The organism is Nonomuraea sp. NPDC048916 (genome assembly GCF_040649575.1).
Taxonomy (GTDB): domain Bacteria; phylum Actinomycetota; class Actinomycetes; order Streptosporangiales; family Streptosporangiaceae; genus Nonomuraea.
In genome coordinates this window covers 1-17527 of sequence record NZ_JBEZFS010000045.1, presented here as the reverse complement: position 1 = coordinate 17527, position 17527 = coordinate 1, and the positions used below count along the sequence as shown (strand labels likewise).

Genomic DNA, 17527 nt, shown 5'->3' with positions numbered 1-17527 from the left:
GGCGTGCCTTGACCCGAGAACTGATCTGTTCATACGCCCTTCCCGCGGTGCCCGTTCTGGTCAGGGTGCGTACCGGCCCGCCGGGGTGTGGCCGATGAGCGCAATCGTCTCTCTGGCCATTTTCGCGGTGGCGTTCTTCTTCATCGCCACCGAAAAAGTTAACAAAGTCAAAGTAGTGCTCATCGCCGCCGGGATCATGCTCGTCCTCGGGCTGGCACCCGGGGCGGACGTGTTCTATTCCGAGCACGAGGGCATCGACTGGAACGTCATCTTCCTGCTGCTCGGCATGATGATCATCGTCGGGATCATCAAACAGACCGGGGTCTTCGACTACCTGGCGATCTGGGCCGCGAAGAAGTCCAAAGGGCGGCCGTACCGGCTCATGGTGATGCTGATGGTCATCACCGCCGTCGCCTCGCCGTTCCTGGACAACGTCACCACGATCATGCTGGTCGCGCCCGTGACGATCGTGGTGTGTGAACGACTCGACGTGCCGGCGCAGCCGTACCTCATCGCGGAGGTCCTCGCGTCGAACATCGGCGGCGCGGCCACCCTCATCGGTGACCCGCCCAACATCATCATCGGCAGCCGCGCCGGACTGACGTTCAACGACTTCCTCATCCACATGACGCCGATCGTCGTGGTGGTCTTCGTGGTGTTCGTGTTGCTGACGCGAGTGTTGTTCCGCAAGTCGTTCAGGTACAACCCGGAGCGCGTGGCCGAGGTGATGGCCCTGCAGGAGAAGCGCGCCATCACCGACCCGCACCTGCTGGTGCGTTGCATGGTCGTGCTGGCCCTGGTCATCGTCGGGTTCGGGCTGCACTCCGTCGTGCACGTCGAGCCGTCGATCGTCGCCCTGGTCGGCGCCGGTGTGATGATCCTCGTGTCGCGCGTCGACGTCTCGGAGAGCCTGAGCGAGGTCGAGTGGCCGACGCTGGTGTTCTTCGTGGGCCTGTTCGTCATGGTCGCCGGGCTGGTGCACACCGGGGTCATCTCCACCGTGGGCGACTGGGCGGTCGGCGCGGTCGGCGACAACTTCTTCGGCGCCGCCACCTCGCTGCTGTTCGGCTCGGCCGTGCTGGGCGCCTTCTTCGACAACATCCCCTACGCCGCCACGATGGCGCCGATCGTCGAAGGGCTGGTGGCCCAGGCTCCGGATCCGGTCACCGGGCAGGCGCTGTGGTGGTCCTTCGCCCTGGGCGCCGACTTCGGCGGCAACGGCACCGCGGTGGCCGCCAGCGCCAACGTGGTGGCCATCGGCATCGCCGCCCGGGCCGGTCACCGCATCTCGTTCTGGCAGTTCACCAAGTACGGAATCTTCGTCACGATCCTCAGCTCGGTGATGGCCTGGATCTACGTCTACCTGCGCTACTTCATGTGAGTCCGGATCCCGCCCCACGACATCGATCGGAGGTCAACCGCATGGACATCACCCACTCCACCGCCCCCGGCATCGGAGTCGTCCATCATGTCCACACCCAGGAAGGGCACGTGCTGTCCGTCATCCACCACCTTGACGGGCGGCGCACCCTGCTCGTCTACGACTCCACCCCTGATGCCGCCGACCCCGACCGTCCCACGAAGGCGGTCGACCTGGACGGCGGCGAAGCCGACCAGCTGGCCGATCTGCTGCACAGCCGCTCCGTCGCCGAACGGCTGGCCGCCATCGAGCGCGTGCTGGCCGGCCGTGCCGACGGCCAGGCCCGGTAGGCGGAGGAAGCGGGCAGGCCGATCCTGCCCGCTTCCGGGTGGCAGCGGTGCACCTTCGTCGCCGTCGCGGCTACTAACGTGGGCCCCAGGAGTGTCGTCGTGCCGCGGAGATGGAGTGCCAGATGTCGGACAACGGAATCACCGCCGGAGGGCTCGGGCCTCGGATCGCGGAGCGACGGGCGGCGCTGGGCCTGACGCGTGAGGCGCTGGCGGAGCGGGCGGGCGTGCCAGTCGCCTACGTCGAGTGCCTGGAGGAGCCGGAGGTCGCCGCCAGGCTGGTCCGGGCGCTGGACACCATGGCCGAGGAGCTGGGCGCCGGGCCGCGTAAGCCGGAGCTGGTGAGGCTCGACGAGAGCGCGTGCCTGCGGCTGATCTCGCCGGGCGGGGTCGGCCGGATCGGCTTCAACGGCCGCTTCGGCCCGACGGTGCTGCCGGTCAACTACCGGATGCACGACGGGGCGCTCGTCTTTCGCACCGTCGCGGGCAGCGCGACCGACGAGGACCTTCGCACCGGCCTGCGGGGGGTCGAGTATCAGGTGGCGTTCGAGGTGGATCGGATCGACGACCTCACGCGCACCGGGTGGAGCGTGCTCGTCCGGGGCTCGTTGCACCACGTCACCGAGGACGACTCGGCCGCGGCGGCGTCCGCCGAGGTGGAGCCATGGGCCGGCGGCGATCGCCGGCAATATCTCCGGATCACGCCGTCCCATGTGACGGGACGCCGCATCGTGACCGCCTGAGCACGCCCCCCGGCGTGCTCATTCCTTGGCGGGGCCGCCGATCTGGGCGACGTCCTCGGCGGCCTCGATGATGAGTTTGTCGGCCAGGTCCATCAGCGCGCGCCCGGCGGCGAGCTCGTCGCCGATCTCCGGCACCGGACGGTCGTCGGGGTTGCGCCGGGCGACGCCGACGCTCTCGTGCCACCTGGTGCCCCGGGCGGACAGGACCGCTCGGGCCAGTGTCCGCTCGTCGCCGTCGTCCTCGCTGATGTAGATCTGCACTGTCCACTGTTTGACCTGCATGGCTCCCCCTAGGTCGGTGGGTCTGCCGGTGGGTCCGGCCTCTCTCGAAAGCCCTTCAGCACGTGGGCGCGAGATCAGTGCGAAAGTTCTCCATGGCCCGGACGAGGGCGAGGTTCGCGGCGGTCAGCGTGCGCACCTGCTCCTCCAGGGTGCTCACCCGCCTCTTCAGAGCCACCAGCTCGGCGTCGAGCACCGGCGACTCCATGATCACGCGGCCACCGATCATGATCGGTTCACCTCCAAGAGAGCTGGACAAGCACATCGTGACCCGCCGCCACGCTCCGTGGATAGCGGCGAACGTCCCCACCCGGAGGGACCAATGGCACTGTCCGGCCGGCCGCCCCGGCGCTGAAGTGAGAGTCGGCGGTCCCGGTGCGGGCGGGGTTTTCGCTTCCTGAGGCTCCCTGACATGGGATTCGATGTTCGATTTCCAGCTATTCGGGCATTTTGTCCGCATCGGCGCTCGGCGGACGGCCGCCGCGCACTGAAGCATGGCCGAGCGAGGGTGCGCCCGCGCTCCTCGGACCAGGAGGCGAACGGCGATGAGCAGGCCCATCGTGGTCGGGATCGACGGATCGGAGTCGGCCAACACCGCTCTCGACTGGGCGGTCGGCGACGCGGCCCGCCGCGGCCATCCCCTGCGGATCGTGCACGTGCGTGAGCCGTGGAAGAGCGAGCACCACCACACGATGGGCGGCGATGAGCTGACCCGCACCGAACACGACGCCCTGATGCTCGCCGCCGCCGCGGCCCGGGCACGCACACTGGCCCCCGGCCTCGAAGTGACCACCGCGCACCTCACCGGCGCGGTGATAGCCCGGCTGCTGACCGAGTCGGAGACCGCCGACACCCTGGTGGTCGGCAACAGGGGCCTCGGCGGGTTCGCCGGGCTCGTGCTGGGCTCCGTCGGGCTGCACCTGGCCGGGCACGCGCACAGCCCGCTCGTCATCGTGCGTGCTCCCGCGCACGTGGGGAACGGCGTGGTCGTCGCCGCCTACGACGGGTCCGGCGACGCGGACGCCGCCCTCGAATACGCCTTGAAGCAGGCCGCCGCCCTGGGCGCGCGGGTGCTCGTCGTGTACGCCGAGCGCTACCCGGCGCTCGCCCCGCAGGGAGCCGGATACGGGCCCCTGCTCGGCGGGGCGTTCGCCGACGTCGAGACCGAGATCCGGCAGCGGCTCGCACCCTGGCGGGAGAAGTATCCAGGAGTCGAGATCATCGAGTCGATCGTCCAGGGGCATCCGGTGCCCATCCTGGCCGCCGCCTCCCGGACCGCAGACCTGGTCGTGATCGGACCGCACGGACTGGGCGGATTCGCCTCCGCCGTGCTCGGCTCGGTCACGCACGGCGTGATCCATCGGGTGCACTGCCCGGTGGCCGTGGTACGAGCAACTCGGAGGCCGTCATGACCGTCGTCGTCGCTCCCCCGTACCTGACCGACGAGGCCCGCCGCGACTGGCAGCTGCTGCAGGCGGCGACCGAGGATCCGCCTGCGTTCGACCCGGCGCAGGCCGAGCTGCTGCCGGAACCCGCGCGGCGCTGGCTGCTGCACACCATCGCGCCCGGCACGCCGCTGCTGCGGGGCGTCGTGCTGGAGACGCACGGCACGATCCGGCTGGGCGGCTGGCGCACCTTCCACGCCACGGAGGTGCTGCTGCCGATGATGGGATTCGTCTGGACGGCCACCGCGTACGTGGGGCTGCTGAACGTGCAGGGGTTCGACCGCTACCGGGACGGCTCCGGGGAGATGCGCTGGCGGTTGCTGAACACGGTCCCGGTCATGTCGGGCACCGGCAAGGACATCACCAGGAGCGCGGCCGGGCGGCTGGCGAGCGAGTTCGTGCTGGCGCCGGCCACGGCGCTCGATCCGCGGATCCAGTGGAAACCGGTCGACGACCGCCAGGTGATCGCCCGCCTGCCGGTCGGGGACGAGGAGCACGAGGTGACGCTCGACGTCGCCCCCAACGGCAGACTGACGGCCGTCACCCTCTGCCGCTGGGGTAACCCCGACCAGAGCGCGTACCACAGCCATAGGTTCGGGGCGAAGTGCGAGGGCGAGGTCGCCTTCGACGGGTTCACGATCCCCGAGTCGTTCCGGATCGGCTGGTGGCCGGGCACGAAGCGGTGGGCCGACGGTGAGTTCATCCGGTTCTCGATCGACGACGCCCTCTACCGATGAGCGCCGGGGCGGGACCTTGGGCCCACGGACGTGGGACGTTCGCCGGTGCCGCGACCGGCCAGGCGGGCGGCATCGTGAAGGATGAAGAGGAGGTGAGCACGATGGCAATCGAAGTCAAGGACATCATGGGGCGCGTGGCCATCGCCGTGCTCCAGGACGCTTCGTTCGCCGACATCGTGACGGCGATGAAGCGTTACGCGGTGGGCGCGGTCACCGTGATCGACGCCGACCGGCGGCCGGTGGGGGTGGTCTCCGAGAACGACCTGTTGCTCAAGGAGGCCGATCCCGTACGGCACAGCGTTTCCATGTTCGAGTCCCGCAAGCAGCGGCTGGAACACCAGAAGGCGGCAGGGGTCACGGCGACCCAGCTCATGACCTCCCCGGCGATCACCGTCACCCCGGGGGTCTCCGTCCGCGACGCGGCCCGGCTGATGTACGACAAGCGTGTCAAGCAGCTGCCCGTGATCGATCCCGTCACCGGGCGCATCATCGGCACCCTGCACCAGCACGACGTGCTCCGCGTCTTCCTCCGCCCGGCGTCGGAGCTGGAGGCGGACATCCGGGCACTGCTGCCCCAGCGTGACGCGTTCACGATCGACATCGACAGGGGCGTCGTGACCATCAGCGGCCGGGTCGCCTGGAACTCCCAGGTCATCGCGCTGGTCGAGGCGATCCGGGGCGTCGAGGGCGTCGTGGACGTCGTCAACGAGCTGACCTACGAGAAGGAAGACCTCCTCGTCGTCCCGCCGGTGCTCTAGGCCCTTCGGTGGACGTCGAGGAAGACGCTCGCGTGCGGGTCCGGCCGTCCGTCCAGCGCCCGGTGACCGGCAGCGAGGCCCGGCAGGTGCGCGACCCGCTCCGCGACCTCCCTTCCGACCAGGCGACCTGCGCCGGCTGCCTGCGTGAGCTGTTCGATCCGGCCAACCGTAGATATCGCTATGCCTTCATCGACTGCGCGTCCTGCGGCCCCCGCGCGGCGATCATCGAGAGCCTGCCGTACGTCCGGGACCGCACGACCATGCGTCACTTCCCGATGTGCGCGGCCTGCGGCGCCGAATACCACGACCCGGCCGGGCGGCGCTTCCACGCCGAGTCGATCGCGTGCGCGTCGTGCGGTCCCCGGCTGCGGTTCCTCGGCATCACGGGAGACCCGGCGCTACGGGCCGCGATCGAGATCGTCGCCGGTGGCGGGGTGATCGCGGTCAAGGGGCCCGGCGGCTTCCAGATCATGTGCGACGCGATCGACGACGCGGCCGTGGCCCGCTTCCGCGAGCTCACCGGACGCCCGGCGGAGCCGCTGCCCGTCATGGTCCGCGACGTGACCGGCGCCGGCGCCCTGGGCGTCCTGACCGAGGACGACCGGCGCCTGCTGGGCGGCCCCTCCGCCCCGATCGTGCTGGTCCCGCGGCGGCGCCACGCCGTGCTCTCCACGGGGGTCTGCGCCGGGACGACCGGCGTCGGGCTGCTCCTGCCCGGCACGCCGTTGCACCACCTGCTGCTGGACGGGCTCCGCCGCCCCCTCGTCGTCGTCGCCGCGGACGACTCCATCGGCTCGGAGGACGCCGCGGCGCTCGGTGTGGACGGCGTCCTCACCCACGACCGGCCCGTCGTGACCTGCCGCGACGACTCCGTGGTCCGGTCCCTCGGGTCGCGTTCGACCGTGATCCGCCGGGCTCGCGGCCTGGCGGACGCGCCGCTGCCGCTGCCGGTCGCCGCCCGGCGGCCCCTGGTGGCCATGGGCGCGGCACGGGCCAGCACGTTCACCCTGGCCGACGGCGAGCGGGCGATCCTCGGGCCGCACCTCGGCGACCTGACGGACGCCCGCGCCCTGGAGGCGTACGAGGGGGAGCTCGACCGGCTGGGAAGGCTGCACGGCATCGAGCCCGTCCACGCCGCGCACGACCTGGATCCCGGATGCCTCTCCTCCCGGCTGGCGCGGCGCTGGCCGAGCCGCGTGGCCGTGCAGCACCACCACGCGCACGTCGCGGCGGTGGCCGCCGAGCACGCCCTGGAGGCGCCCTTCCTCGGGGTCGCCTACGACGGGCTCGGCCTGGGCGACGACGGCACCTTCTGGGGCGGCGAGCTGCTGCTGGCCACCTATACCGGCTACCGGCGGCTCGGCCGCTTCTCCCATGCTCCGATGCCCGGCGGCGCCGCGGCCCTGCACAGGCCCGCCCGCATGGCACTCGGCTATCTCGTCGGCGGCGAGACCACCGGTAAGCCCATCCCCATGGGTCTCGCCGCCGATCTCCCCGGCTTTCCCGCCCCGGAGGCCATCCGCCAGGTGATCGCCCGAGGCGCCCCGGTCACCTCCGGCGCGGGCAGCCTGTTCGACGCGGCCGCCGCCCTGCTCGGCCTCTGCGCGGTCGCCGGGTTCGAGGGGGAGGCGGCGATGCGGCTGGAGCAGGCCGCGGCCGGTTCGTGCTCTGCCTCGCTCCCTGTCTCGCCCCCTGTGGAGCCGCTGGCCTGGCGGCTGGCGCGGCGTGACGGGCTGTGGGTGTACGACGCTGTGGCCACGCTGCGCGACCTGCTGGAGGCCAGGGCCGACGGCGAGCCGGTCGGGCGGATCGCGGCGGCCTTCCACGCCACGATCGCGGCGGTCACGGTGCTGCTGTGCGAGCGGGCCGCCGCCGAGCACGACGTCACCACGGTCTGCCTGTCGGGCGGGGTGTTCCAGAACCGGCTGCTGGCCGCCGACGTGCTCGCCCGGCTGACCCTGGCCGGCTTCGAGCCGTACATCGGCGAGCGGGTGCCGGTCGACGACGGCGGCGTCAGCTACGGCCAGGCCGCGATCGCCGCGGCCAGGCTGGCTATGACCTGAGTGCTGTGACCCGACTCAGGCGCCACCCCAGATGGGGACGTCGACCACGTCGTCGTGCTTCCAGGTGAGCTCGTCGCGCACGCCCACGACGCCGTCGATGCTCTCGACCATCCGGACCGCCGCGATCGCCTCGGTGTGCTTGCCGACCACGCCGGACAGGTGCACGATGCCGTCGGTCACCTTGACGTCGACGCCCTTCGGGTCGGCCCACATCACGGCGGAGGGGATGCCGGCCAGCACCAGGTTTCTGATCATGTCGTCGCCGCGCACGAAGACCTTGATCAGGTCGCGGCGGCTGACGATGCCGACCAGCTTGCCGTCGGCGTCGACGACGGGCAGCCGCTTGACGCCGTGGCGGTCCATCAGCCGGGCGGCCAGCACGACGGGGGAGTCGGGCGTGGTGACGTGGGCCGGTGAGGTCATCAGCTCGCCGGCGGTCTCGCCCATGGCCTTGTAGTAGCCGCTGCCCTCGCTGCCGACGGAGTGGCGGATCCGGGCGCGGAGCGGCGGGCGGTAGTCGTCGCCGTAGTAGCGCTCCTTGAACTCCTCCTTGGCCAGCAGGTCGGCCTCGGACACGACGCCCTTGACGTGGTCGTCGTCGTCCAGCACGGGCACGCCGCTGACGCCCTTGCCGATGAGCAGTTCGGCGACGACGTGGAAGGAGGCGTTCTGGTTGACGGCGGCCACCTCGGTGGTCATCACGTCCTGGACGGTCATCCTCATGGGAATCACCTCGGGTGTCTGACCCGGACGATGCCGGGCACGGTGCGGGCGAGCACGTCGGCGATGCGGTCGGCGTGCCGGTGGGGCGGCCCGCTCAGCTCGGCCACGCCGTCGTGGACGGCGACCTCCCAGCTCGGGCCGAAGGGATACTGCTCCCCGAGCGCGTCGAGCACGGCCTGGCGCAGCTCCTCGTCGGGGCGGGCCAGCATCGCCATCAGGTCGCGGCGGCTCACCATCCCGACGATCTCGTCGCCTCTGAGAACCGGCAGGCTCTTGATCCGCTTGCCGACCATGAGGTCGATGGCCTTGGTGACGTCCGTCGTCTCGGTGACGGTGACCACCTCGCCGGTCATGACCTCCGAGACCTGGCGCGGCGGCGGCTCGGCGGACGTCTCGACGGGACGTGCCGAGGCCCGGGGATCGGGTTCGAACTCACCGCGCAGCAGGTCGAGCTCGCTGACCACGCCGACCAGCCGTCCCCCGGCGTCGACCACGGGAGCGGCGGTGATGTCGTGGCCGTGCAACACCCGGATGGCCCTGCGCACCGGGTCGGTGCGCAGGACCGTGACGACCGGGCTGCTCATGACCTCGCGGACGAGCATGGCTATCTGCCCTCCCACTTCGAGTCGTCCTGCTTCCAGGCCAGCTTGTCGATCACGTCCACCACGCCGTTGACGCGCTGGGTCATCCGCACCGCGATGCCGGTCTCGCTGCGGCGGTCCATCGATCCGCCCAGCGTCACCACGCCCTGGTGGACCTCGACGGTGACGCTGGAGGTGTCGACCCACAGGGCCCGGTCGAGGATCTCGTCCCGCACCTCGGTGGCGATCTCCTCGTCACCGCGCAGGAACAGCTTGACCAGGTCACGACGGCTGACGATGCCGACCAGCTTGCCGCCGGGTTCGACCACGGCCAGCCGCTTGACGTCGCGGGAGTCCATCAGGCGCGCGGCCGAGACCGCCGACGCCTCCGGGGAGATGGTGATCGCCGGCGAGCTCATCAGCTCGGCCGCGGTGTCACCGGCCGCCTTCTGCCTGCCCTTGGGGTGGCGCAGCCGGGCGCGGAGCGGCGGCTGGTAGCCCTCGCGGTAGAACTGCTCCCTGAACTCCTCCTTGCGGAGCAGGTCGGCCTCCGACACCATGCCGATGACGCGATTGCCGGCGTCCACCACGGGCACGGCGCTGATGCCGCCCGAGATGAGCGTCTCGGCGATGTCCTTGAAGGGGGTGTCGCCTCTCACCGAGGCGACCTGGCCGGTCATCACGTCCTTGACGGTCATCCTCATGACTACCTCCTTGGGGTGCTCTCATCTCATCTCGTGGGACGCCCCGCCCGTAGGGGCGGAAGTCCCGAATGCGCGCGGTCCTTGGTCAGCGCGGCCGGGGCGGCCGGCGCGGTCAGCGCAGCCGGCGCAGCAGCGGCGAGGGCTGCGGCCGGGACGGGGCGACCCGGATCCGGACGTCCACCGTCGTGGCGCCGTCGGGGGTGACGATCACCGGGTTCAGGTCGAGCTCGGTCACCTCGGGCAGGTCCTCCAGCAGCCTGCCGATGCGGATCAGCTGCTCGGCCAGGGCCTCGACGTTCACCGGCCGCGAACCGCGGTAGCCGTGCAGCAGGGGCGCGCAGCGGAGCTGCTCGATCATCTCGACGGCCGTGGCACGGCTGAGCGGCGGCACCCGGAAGGCCTGGTCGGCCAGCAGCTCGGCCGTGACACCGCCCATTCCCACCATGACCAGCGGCCCGAACGACGGATAGTTGACGCCGCCCACGATGATCTCGACGCCCTTGGGCAGCATGGGCTGCACGATGCCGCCGGTCATCTCGGCCCCGATCCGCGCGGACATGTCCTCGTACGCCTGCCGTACCTCTTCGGTGGTCTTCAGATCGAGGCGTACGCCACCCACGTCGCTCTTGTGCACCGGACCCGTCGCCTTCAGCACGGCGGGCAGCCCGACCTTGGCGGCGGCCTTGGCGGCGGCTTCCGGGCCGTCCACGTCCACGGAGGGCACCAGGGTCAGCCCGTAGTGGCCGAGCAGGGCGGTGGCGTCGGCGGGGGACAGCCAGCCGCCGGTGGGGTGCGCCTCCAGCTCGGCCCGTACGATCTCCCGGCCCGCCTCCGCCTGGGCCTGGGGGCGGGCCTCCGCCGCCTCGGCCGGGCGGGCCCGCCACTCGGCGTAGCGCACCGCGTTGAACAGCGTCTCGACGGCCTGCTCGGGGAAGGCGTAGCTGGGGATGCGGTCGTCGATCAGCCCGTCATGGCCGACGACGCAGGCCAGCACGGTCTTGTTCGTGTGCTCGGTGGCGGCGGCGATGGCCCGGCGGGTCTCCTCCAGCCCGGAGCCGAACGGCGGTGTGTAGACGACCAGGATCGCGTCGACGTCGGGGGAGTCGGCCACGGCCTTGATCGCGGTGCCGATCTCGTCGGCCAGCGCGTCGGCGGTCAGATCGATCGGGTTGCCCAGGGCGGCCGACTCGCGGGCCTCGAACAGCCCGCGGGGCAGCTCGGGGACGACGAGCCCGTGGCGCTCGCAGGCGTCGGCGGCCATCGCCTCGGGGCCGCCGGAGTTGCCGACGATCGCGACGCGGCGGCCCCGGGGGAGCGGCTGCGTGGCCAGCAGGCGGGCGGTGTCGATGAGATCGTGCACGCTGTCGAGCCGCAGCACGCCGGAGGCGCGGACGAGCGCGTCCACGGCGACGTCGGGGCTGGCGGCGGCCGCGGTGTGGGAGCGGACCGCCCGGTCACCGGCGCCGGACCGGCCGCTCTTGACCAGCAGGATCGGCTTCTTCGCCGAGACGCGCCGGGCGATGCGGGCGAACTTGCGCGGGTTGCCGAACGACTCCAGGTAGAGCGCGATCACGTCGGTGTTCTCGTCGTCCTCCCAGTACTCCAGCAGGTCGTTGCCGCTCACATCGGCCTTGTTGCCGACGGAGACGAACGACGACACGCTCAGCCGTTCCAGCAACGCGGCCCCGACGGCGCCCGACTGCGACATCAGCGCGACGCGGCCTCGGGCCGGAGCCTGTGGCAGGAAGCTGGCGTTGAGCCGGGCGGGGGTGCTCACGACGCCCAGGCAGTTGGGCCCGACCAGCCGCATCCCGGCGGTGCGGCAGATCCGCAGCAGGTCGGTCTCCACGTGCCGCAGCCCGGCCTCGGCGAACCCGGAGGTCAGCACGACCAGCCCGGACACTCCTGCCTCGGCGCACTCTCGGGCCACTTTCAGCACGTGCTCGGCGGGCACCGCGACGACCGCCAGGTCCACGCCCGCCTTGATCGCGCCCACGTTCGGCAGGCAGGCCAGTCCCTCGATCTTGTCGGCCTTGGGGTTGATCGGGTAGATGTCTCCGGGGAAGCCACCGTCGATGAGGTTGCGCAGCACCCGGTGGCCCACGCTCGCGGGGTTGCGGCCGGCCCCGATCACGGCGACCGACCGGGGCGCCAGCACGCGGGCCAGCGAGGCGCGCTCGGCCTCGTGGTCGCGGGCCTCGATGCCCGCCTGCAGCCGGGCTGTCGGCTGCGCGTCGATGCTGATGTGCATGGAGCCGCCCTCGAAGCGGCGTTGCACGTCCAGCCCGAGGTTCTGCAGCACGCGGATCATCGTCTGGTTCTCAGCCAGCACGTCGGCGATCAGCTCGTTCACGCCGTGGGCGGCGGCGTCGAGGGCGACGTGCTCCAGGAGCAGCGTGCCCAGTCCGTGGCCGTGCACGGCGTCGTCCAGCAGGATCGCGAGGTCGGCGATGTCGTCCTTGACCGGGATGTACTCGGCGACGGCGACCAGCCGGTCGCGCATGGTGGCCACCAGCGCGTGGCCCTGGTAGGCGGGGCTGGTGAGCCGGTCCATGTAGGAGTGGGCGGTGTTGCGGCCGCCGGTGAAGAAGCGCAGGTAGGCGGAGCGTTCGGAGGATCGGTCGACCAGCTGGTGCAGGGCCGGGCGGTCGGCGGGGGTCAACGGGCGCACGTGGGCGATGCCGCCGTTGCGCAACAGGACGTCATAGCCGTCAGACATGCGAGGTCTCCAGTTCGGTGGCGGGTCGGCGCGGGCTGCGGGCCACGTACGGGCCGTAACCGAGCCTGATGATCATCTGAGGGTGTCCGCGCCGGTGGTGCGGGTCCCTGCGGCGGCGCATGTCCCGCAGGTCCAGGGGTTGGTTGAGGAAGGACGTCGACAGCCCGTGCCTGGTCGCGACCAGCAGCACCCGCTGCAGCGCCTGGCCGGCCCGCAGCCAGTCGACCGGCCGGTCGCCCGGCGTGGTGAGCACGGCGATCTGGGGACGCTCCTCGAACCGCGCGCTGTCCGCACGCCGCCCGAAGTCGCGCACCGGAGCCGGCTCGCGGCTGGGACGCGGTCCGTGCACGTAGTCGGGCACACCGTCGTACCGCGCCCCCGGCATCGTCCACGCGGCCAGCTCGGCCTGGTAGTCGTGGTCGCGGGACAGCTCGTCCTCGGCGATCGCGGTGTAGTCCAGGAGGTCGGCCGTGCCGTGCCGGTCCAGGGGCACCAGGTTGGCGCCTTCCCGGGAGGCGGCGATGCGCAGTTCGGCCATGACCGACGGCGGCACCGGGCGCTCGTAGTAGGGCTCACGGTTGGTGCGCCGCACCCAGATGAGGTCGTACAACTCACGCTGCTCGCCCGACGCCGGGCGGGCGTCGGTCATGCGCACGGCGGCCAGCAGCTCGGGCTGTTCGACCGAGGCCGGCAGCAGCCAGACCACCGGGCGCTGCCCGGCCGCCCGCACCGCGAGCCGCAGGTTGAACAGTGCCGCGCCGCAGCTGACATGCTGCGAGCGCCCGCGAGGGTCGCTCACCCGCAACCGCCGGTCGGGGTCGGCCAACAGCTCGACGAACTCGTGACGGACGACGTCGAAGCGCCACGGCTGGGTGTTGAGCACTGACGGCGCGTGCCCGGCGGCGAGAAGCAACCTCCGGACGCCCAGTTCGGTGGCGAGTGGGGTAGACATGGCACACCTCCTACCCAGACGCTCGCGCAGCGCGCACAGGGCGAGGCAGTGCCGGAGGGCCCTCGGGTCGGTGCCAAAGGTCCCATCGGGATGGGGTCTGCCGGCCCTACGAGGGGTGCCCGCCGGTGCCCGACCCTGCTGCAATGGATGTTCTGGACCTTTCGCGCTGGCAGTTCGGCATTACGACCGTCTACCACTTTCTGTTCGTCCCCCTGACGATCGGGCTGTCGATCCTCGTGGCCGGTCTGCAGACCGCCTGGCACCGCACGCGGAAGCCGGAGTATCTGCGGCTGACCAAATTCTTCGGAAAGCTCTTCCTGATCAACTTTGCCATGGGAGTGGTGACCGGCATCGTGCAGGAGTTCCAGTTCGGGATGAACTGGAGTGACTACTCCCGCTTCGTCGGTGACGTTTTCGGCGCTCCGCTGGCGATGGAAGGGCTGATGGCCTTCTTCCTCGAATCCACGTTCCTCGGGCTGTGGATCTTCGGCTGGGACCGGCTCTCGCCCCGGCTGCACCTGGCGACGATCTGGGTGGCCGCGATCGGCACCAACATCTCCGCCTACTTCATCCTCGCCGCGAACTCCTGGATGCAGCACCCGGTCGGCTACCGGATCAACAACGGCCGGGCCGAGCTCACCGACATCTGGGCCGTGCTCACCAACTCCACCACGCTGGTCACCTTCCCGCACGTGATCTTCGGCGCGTTCATGACCGCCGGCGCGTTCGTGCTCGGCGTCAGCGCCTGGTTCCTGCTGCGCAAGCGGGACGTGGACATCTTTCGCGTCTCCGCCCGGATGGCCATGGTCGTCAGCCTGGTCGCCGCGATCGGCGTGTCCTTCTCCGGCCACTGGCAGGCGCAGATCATGACCGAGCAGCAGCCGATGAAGATGGCCGCCGCCGAGGCCCTGTGGGAGGACGAGACGTCGGCCGGCTTCTCGCTGTTCGCCATCGGCGACGTCGAGAACGGGCGCAACCACGTCAACCTGCAGATCCCGTACGGCCTGAGCCTGCTGTCCACCAACACCCTGGACGGCGAGGTCGAGGGCATCAACGACATCCAGGCCCGCTACGAGGCGCTCTACGGCCCGGGCGACTACCGGCCGATCGTCGGACTGGCCTACTGGTCGTTCCGGCTGATGATCGGGTTCGGGGTGCTCGCCGCGCTGGCGGCGCTGGGCGGGCTCTGGCTGACCAGGCGCGGCAGGCTGCCCGCGAGCCGGTGGCCCTACCGGCTGGCCATCGTGGGCATCGGCCTGCCGTTCCTGGCCAACGCCCTCGGCTGGATCTTCACCGAGATGGGCCGCCAGCCGTGGACCGTGTTCGGCCTCATGCGGACCGCCGCCGCCGTCTCACCCGGCGTGGACGTCACCGAGGTGGCCATCACGCTGGTCGGCTTCACCCTCGTCTACGCCGTGCTCGCCGTCATCGAGGTGCGGCTGCTGCTCAAGTTCATCCGCATCGGGCCGCAGGAGGAGCAGGAGCCCGATGACGCCGTCCCCGCCCTCAGCTACTAAGGATTCCCGGTCATGGAACTCACCACCATCTGGTTCGTGCTCATCGCCGTGCTATGGACCGGCTACTTCGTGCTCGAGGGCTTCGACTTCGGGGTCGGCATCCTGCTGCCCTTCCTGGGACGGGACGAGACCGACCGGCGCACCATCGCGCGGACGATCGGGCCGGTGTGGGACGGCAACGAGGTGTGGCTGCTCGTGGCCGGCGGCGCGACCTTCGCCGCCTTCCCCGAGTGGTACGCCACCCTGTTCAGCGGCTTCTACCTGCCGTTGTTCCTCATCCTGCTGGCGCTGATCATGCGCGGCGTGGCCCTGGAGTACCGCGACAAGAGCGACAGCACCAAGGGCTGGGACCGGGCCTTCTTCTGGGGCTCGCTCGGCCCCGCCCTGCTGTGGGGCGTCGCGTTCGCCAACATCGTGCGGGGCGTGCCGCTCGACGCCGACCACGAATACACCGGGACACTGCTCACCCTGCTCAACCCGGTCGCCCTGCTCGGCGGCGCGGCCACGCTGCTGCTGTTCACCCAGCACGGAGCCGTCTTCCTCGCCCTGCGCACCACCGGCGAGCTGAGGAAGCGGGCCGTCCGCGCCGCTCGGGTGCTCGCCCCGGCCACCGTGCTGGTGGTCATGGCGTTCCTGGTCGCGATCCGGTCCGGAACCGTCTCCTGGGCCGCCGTGGGCCTGGCCTTCGCGGGCATCGTGGGCACCCTGGTCGCCACCGTGATCGGCCGTGACGGCTGGGCGTTCACCGCCAGCGCCGTCGCCATCGCCGCGGTCACCGCCACCCTGTTCACCAGCCTGTGGCCGAACGTGATGCCCGCGCTCGACCCGGCCAACAGCCTGACCGTGACCAACGCGGCCTCCAGCCCGTACACCCTCACGGTGATGACCTGGGTCGCGGTCATCTTCACGCCGCTGGTGCTGGCCTACCAGGGGTGGACGTACTGGGTCTTCCGCCGCCGCCTGACCGGAGCCGGCTGAGCGAAGGCCGACGGGCCCTAGCCGGACGGGACCTTCGGCCCTCACCGAGCGCCTCCCACCTGTGATGAGCTGGAATCGATACCGGTTGGAGGCAGAGATGAGCAGTCGTACGGCACAGGAGCGGGAGCATGCGATCACGGCGGCTCTGGAGGCCGGACGCTGGGCCCCGTCGGTGCACAACACGCAACCCTGGTCCTTCTCCGTGTCCGGCGAGGTCATCAGCGTGCGGGCCGACACCGACCGCAAGCTGCGCGTGGAGGACAGCGCCGGCCGGGAGCTGCTGATCGGCTGCGGCGCGGCCGTCTTCAACATCCGTACTGCCCTGCGGAGCGAGGGTTTCGAGCCCGTCGCGCGGGTGCTGCCGGACCCGGATCGCCCGTCGCTGGTGGCGACCGTGGGTGTCGGGGCGCCGATGGAGGCCGACGAGCACACGTGGCTGCTCGGCGGCGAGATCGAGCGGCGGCGCACCCACCGGGCGGGGTTCACCACCCTGCCGATCCCGGAGCGGCTGATCGAGGCGCTGGTCGGCGAGGCCAGGAGCGAGGGGGCCAGGCTGACGCCGGTCGTCTCGCCCGAGGCGATCGAGGTCGTGGCCGCGCTCACCCGGGCCGCCCAGGGGGTGCAGTCGCAGGACCGGCGCTTCAGCCTGGAGGTGATCCGCTGGGCGCGCCCGCCGGGCAGCGGCCGCGGTGACGGCGTGCCGGCCGGCGGCTACCCGCGCGAGGCTGCGCGGACGGATCCGCGATTCGCGCAGCGCGACTACGCCTGGCGGCACGAGTGGGGCAGCGAGGCCGACCAGAGCATGTCGACGGCGACCGGGGTGGTCGCGTTGCTGACCACCTCGGACGACAGCCGCGAAGAGTGGATCGCCGCCGGTCAGGCGTTGCAGCGGGTCCTGCTGCGGGCCTCGGCGCACGGTGTCAGCGCCGCCTTCCACACCCAGGTGCTGGAGATGCACCACCTGCGTGAGTTCCTCAAGGACGAGCTGTGCTCGGGCGAGTACCCGCAGATGATCATGCGGTTCGGGATCACGTTCGACGACAAGGACGCCGTCCGCCGGCCACTGTCCGAGATCGTCGAGTGAGGCCGGAAGCGGTGTGCCGCGTTGCCTTCCTAATAGGGTGGGGGGGTATGGTATTAATGACGTTTGAAAGAGCCGGCTAACGGAGGATTGATGGGAATGACCACCACCAGCACCTATGTCGTCGAGGGCATGACCTGCGGCCACTGCGTGAGTTCGGTCAAGGAGGAGGTCGGCGAGGTCGAGGGTGTCACCTCGGTCGAGGTTGACCTGGCCGGCGGGCTGCTGACCGTCGGCGGCGACGGCCCGGTCGACCCGGCGAAGATCACCGCCGCCGTCGAGAAGGCCGGATACAAGGTGGTGTCACAAGGGTGAGCGTCCCGCCCGACACGAGAAGGGAGAGACGATGTCCCACCACACGTCTCACCTCGCCGATGGCCGGTCACACCAGGCGGTCGAGCTCTCGATCGGCGGGATGACCTGTGCCTCCTGCGCCAACCGGATCGAGCGCAAGCTCAACAAGCTCGACGGGGTGACCGCGACGGTCAACTACGCGACGGAGAAGGCCAAGGTCACCTTCGCCGACGGTGTCGACCCGGG

19 protein-coding genes are annotated in these 17527 nt (G+C 70.9%); 12 read left to right on the top strand and 7 right to left on the bottom strand.

Features of this window, described 5'->3' with window-relative positions:
* Positions 1–94: 94 nt before the first annotated feature.
* The 3 genes from AB0C16_RS34355 to AB0C16_RS34345 all read left to right on the top strand — a co-directional run bounded on the left by AB0C16_RS34355 (position 95) and on the right by AB0C16_RS34345 (position 2450).
* Positions 95–1381 (top strand): ArsB/NhaD family transporter, encoded by a 1287-nt coding sequence (locus AB0C16_RS34355; RefSeq protein WP_357689262.1) that lies wholly within the window; start codon positions 95–97, stop codon positions 1379–1381.
* 41 nt (positions 1382–1422) lie between these two features.
* On the top strand, positions 1423–1710 hold the full coding sequence (locus tag AB0C16_RS34350; protein WP_357689260.1) for a hypothetical protein: 288 nt from the start codon (positions 1423–1425) through the stop codon (positions 1708–1710).
* A gap of 122 nt (positions 1711–1832) precedes the next feature.
* Positions 1833–2450, top strand: a complete 618-nt coding sequence (locus tag AB0C16_RS34345) for a pyridoxamine 5'-phosphate oxidase family protein (protein ID WP_357689258.1) — start codon at positions 1833–1835, stop codon at positions 2448–2450.
* 18 nt (positions 2451–2468) lie between these two features.
* On the opposite strand, the gene AB0C16_RS34340 is transcribed toward AB0C16_RS34345, so the two are convergent.
* Both AB0C16_RS34340 and AB0C16_RS34335 read right to left on the bottom strand, forming a co-directional pair.
* Positions 2469–2732, bottom strand: a complete 264-nt coding sequence (locus tag AB0C16_RS34340) for a DUF1876 domain-containing protein (RefSeq protein WP_357689256.1) — start codon at positions 2730–2732, stop codon at positions 2469–2471.
* A gap of 55 nt (positions 2733–2787) precedes the next feature.
* Positions 2788–2958 carry a hypothetical protein gene (locus AB0C16_RS34335; RefSeq protein WP_357689254.1) on the bottom strand — a complete coding sequence of 57 codons (171 nt, stop codon included), beginning with the start codon at positions 2956–2958 and terminating at the stop codon, positions 2788–2790.
* A gap of 316 nt (positions 2959–3274) precedes the next feature.
* On the opposite strand from AB0C16_RS34335, the gene AB0C16_RS34330 reads away from it, so the two are divergent.
* The 4 genes from AB0C16_RS34330 to hypF all read left to right on the top strand — a co-directional run bounded on the left by AB0C16_RS34330 (position 3275) and on the right by hypF (position 7732).
* Positions 3275–4141, top strand: coding sequence for a universal stress protein (locus tag AB0C16_RS34330; protein ID WP_357689253.1), 867 nt, complete (start codon positions 3275–3277; stop codon positions 4139–4141).
* Positions 4138–4911, top strand: coding sequence for a DUF6544 family protein (locus tag AB0C16_RS34325; protein WP_357689251.1), 774 nt, complete (start codon positions 4138–4140; stop codon positions 4909–4911). The genes AB0C16_RS34330 and AB0C16_RS34325 overlap by 4 nt, the downstream gene beginning before the upstream one ends.
* Positions 4912–5012: 101 nt before the next feature.
* The gene (locus tag AB0C16_RS34320; RefSeq protein WP_357689249.1) at positions 5013–5669 is read left to right on the top strand and encodes a CBS domain-containing protein; all 657 of its coding nucleotides are present in this window, start codon (positions 5013–5015) and stop codon (positions 5667–5669) included.
* Positions 5670–5677: 8 nt separating this feature from the next.
* On the top strand, positions 5678–7732 hold the full coding sequence (gene hypF, locus AB0C16_RS34315) for a carbamoyltransferase HypF (RefSeq protein WP_357689247.1): 2055 nt from the start codon (positions 5678–5680) through the stop codon (positions 7730–7732).
* 15 nt (positions 7733–7747) lie between these two features.
* On the opposite strand, the gene AB0C16_RS34310 is transcribed toward hypF, so the two are convergent.
* The 5 genes from AB0C16_RS34310 to AB0C16_RS34290 all read right to left on the bottom strand — a co-directional run bounded on the left by AB0C16_RS34310 (position 7748) and on the right by AB0C16_RS34290 (position 13411).
* Positions 7748–8455, bottom strand: coding sequence for a CBS domain-containing protein (locus AB0C16_RS34310; RefSeq protein ID WP_357689245.1), 708 nt, complete (start codon positions 8453–8455; stop codon positions 7748–7750).
* A gap of 5 nt (positions 8456–8460) precedes the next feature.
* Complete coding sequence (locus AB0C16_RS34305) at positions 8461–9075, bottom strand: CBS domain-containing protein (protein WP_357689243.1); 615 nt, start codon at positions 9073–9075, stop codon at positions 8461–8463.
* A complete protein-coding gene (locus AB0C16_RS34300; protein WP_357689241.1) occupies positions 9060–9740 on the bottom strand; it encodes a CBS domain-containing protein in 681 nt (226 codons plus the stop codon). The genes AB0C16_RS34305 and AB0C16_RS34300 overlap by 16 nt, the downstream gene beginning before the upstream one ends.
* Before the next feature lie 112 nt (positions 9741–9852).
* Positions 9853–12459, bottom strand: a complete 2607-nt coding sequence (locus AB0C16_RS34295) for a GNAT family N-acetyltransferase (RefSeq protein WP_357689239.1) — start codon at positions 12457–12459, stop codon at positions 9853–9855.
* Positions 12452–13411: a nitroreductase family protein gene (locus AB0C16_RS34290; protein WP_357689237.1), complete on the bottom strand. Its 960-nt coding sequence runs from the start codon at positions 13409–13411 to the stop codon at positions 12452–12454. Before AB0C16_RS34290 ends, AB0C16_RS34295 begins: the two co-directional genes overlap by 8 nt.
* A 143-nt stretch (positions 13412–13554) precedes the next feature.
* Here AB0C16_RS34290 and AB0C16_RS34285 point away from each other — a divergent pair, with 143 nt between their 5' ends.
* From AB0C16_RS34285 to AB0C16_RS34265, 5 genes are all read left to right on the top strand, one after another.
* The gene (locus AB0C16_RS34285) at positions 13555–14928 is read left to right on the top strand and encodes a cytochrome ubiquinol oxidase subunit I (protein WP_357689235.1); all 1374 of its coding nucleotides are present in this window, start codon (positions 13555–13557) and stop codon (positions 14926–14928) included.
* Positions 14929–14940: 12 nt separating this feature from the next.
* Positions 14941–15906: a cytochrome d ubiquinol oxidase subunit II gene (gene cydB, locus AB0C16_RS34280; RefSeq protein ID WP_357689233.1), complete on the top strand. Its 966-nt coding sequence runs from the start codon at positions 14941–14943 to the stop codon at positions 15904–15906.
* A 97-nt stretch (positions 15907–16003) separates the two neighbouring features.
* Positions 16004–16990 (top strand): nitroreductase family protein, encoded by a 987-nt coding sequence (locus AB0C16_RS34275; RefSeq protein ID WP_357689231.1) that lies wholly within the window; start codon positions 16004–16006, stop codon positions 16988–16990.
* 96 nt (positions 16991–17086) lie between these two features.
* Positions 17087–17302 carry a heavy metal-associated domain-containing protein gene (locus AB0C16_RS34270; RefSeq protein WP_357689229.1) on the top strand — a complete coding sequence of 72 codons (216 nt, stop codon included), beginning with the start codon at positions 17087–17089 and terminating at the stop codon, positions 17300–17302.
* Positions 17303–17333: 31 nt separating this feature from the next.
* A partial coding sequence (locus AB0C16_RS34265; RefSeq protein ID WP_357689227.1) for a heavy metal-associated domain-containing protein occupies positions 17334–17527 on the top strand: 194 nt, incomplete at its 3' end.

Coding starts and splice junctions, on each gene's coding strand:
- AB0C16_RS34355 (WP_357689262.1), top strand. CDS start 95: ATGAGCGCAATCGTCTCTCTGGCCATTTTCGCGGTGGCGTTCTTCTTC.
- AB0C16_RS34350 (WP_357689260.1), top strand. CDS start 1,423: ATGGACATCACCCACTCCACCGCCCCCGGCATCGGAGTCGTCCATCAT.
- AB0C16_RS34345 (WP_357689258.1), top strand. CDS start 1,833: ATGTCGGACAACGGAATCACCGCCGGAGGGCTCGGGCCTCGGATCGCG.
- AB0C16_RS34340 (WP_357689256.1), bottom strand. CDS start 2,732: ATGCAGGTCAAACAGTGGACAGTGCAGATCTACATCAGCGAGGACGAC.
- AB0C16_RS34335 (WP_357689254.1), bottom strand. CDS start 2,958: ATGATCGGTGGCCGCGTGATCATGGAGTCGCCGGTGCTCGACGCCGAG.
- AB0C16_RS34330 (WP_357689253.1), top strand. CDS start 3,275: ATGAGCAGGCCCATCGTGGTCGGGATCGACGGATCGGAGTCGGCCAAC.
- AB0C16_RS34325 (WP_357689251.1), top strand. CDS start 4,138: ATGACCGTCGTCGTCGCTCCCCCGTACCTGACCGACGAGGCCCGCCGC.
- AB0C16_RS34320 (WP_357689249.1), top strand. CDS start 5,013: ATGGCAATCGAAGTCAAGGACATCATGGGGCGCGTGGCCATCGCCGTG.
- AB0C16_RS34310 (WP_357689245.1), bottom strand. CDS start 8,455: ATGAGGATGACCGTCCAGGACGTGATGACCACCGAGGTGGCCGCCGTC.
- AB0C16_RS34300 (WP_357689241.1), bottom strand. CDS start 9,740: ATGAGGATGACCGTCAAGGACGTGATGACCGGCCAGGTCGCCTCGGTG.
- AB0C16_RS34295 (WP_357689239.1), bottom strand. CDS start 12,459: ATGTCTGACGGCTATGACGTCCTGTTGCGCAACGGCGGCATCGCCCAC.
- AB0C16_RS34290 (WP_357689237.1), bottom strand. CDS start 13,411: ATGTCTACCCCACTCGCCACCGAACTGGGCGTCCGGAGGTTGCTTCTC.
- AB0C16_RS34285 (WP_357689235.1), top strand. CDS start 13,555: ATGGATGTTCTGGACCTTTCGCGCTGGCAGTTCGGCATTACGACCGTC.
- cydB (WP_357689233.1), top strand. CDS start 14,941: ATGGAACTCACCACCATCTGGTTCGTGCTCATCGCCGTGCTATGGACC.
- AB0C16_RS34275 (WP_357689231.1), top strand. CDS start 16,004: ATGAGCAGTCGTACGGCACAGGAGCGGGAGCATGCGATCACGGCGGCT.
- AB0C16_RS34270 (WP_357689229.1), top strand. CDS start 17,087: ATGACCACCACCAGCACCTATGTCGTCGAGGGCATGACCTGCGGCCAC.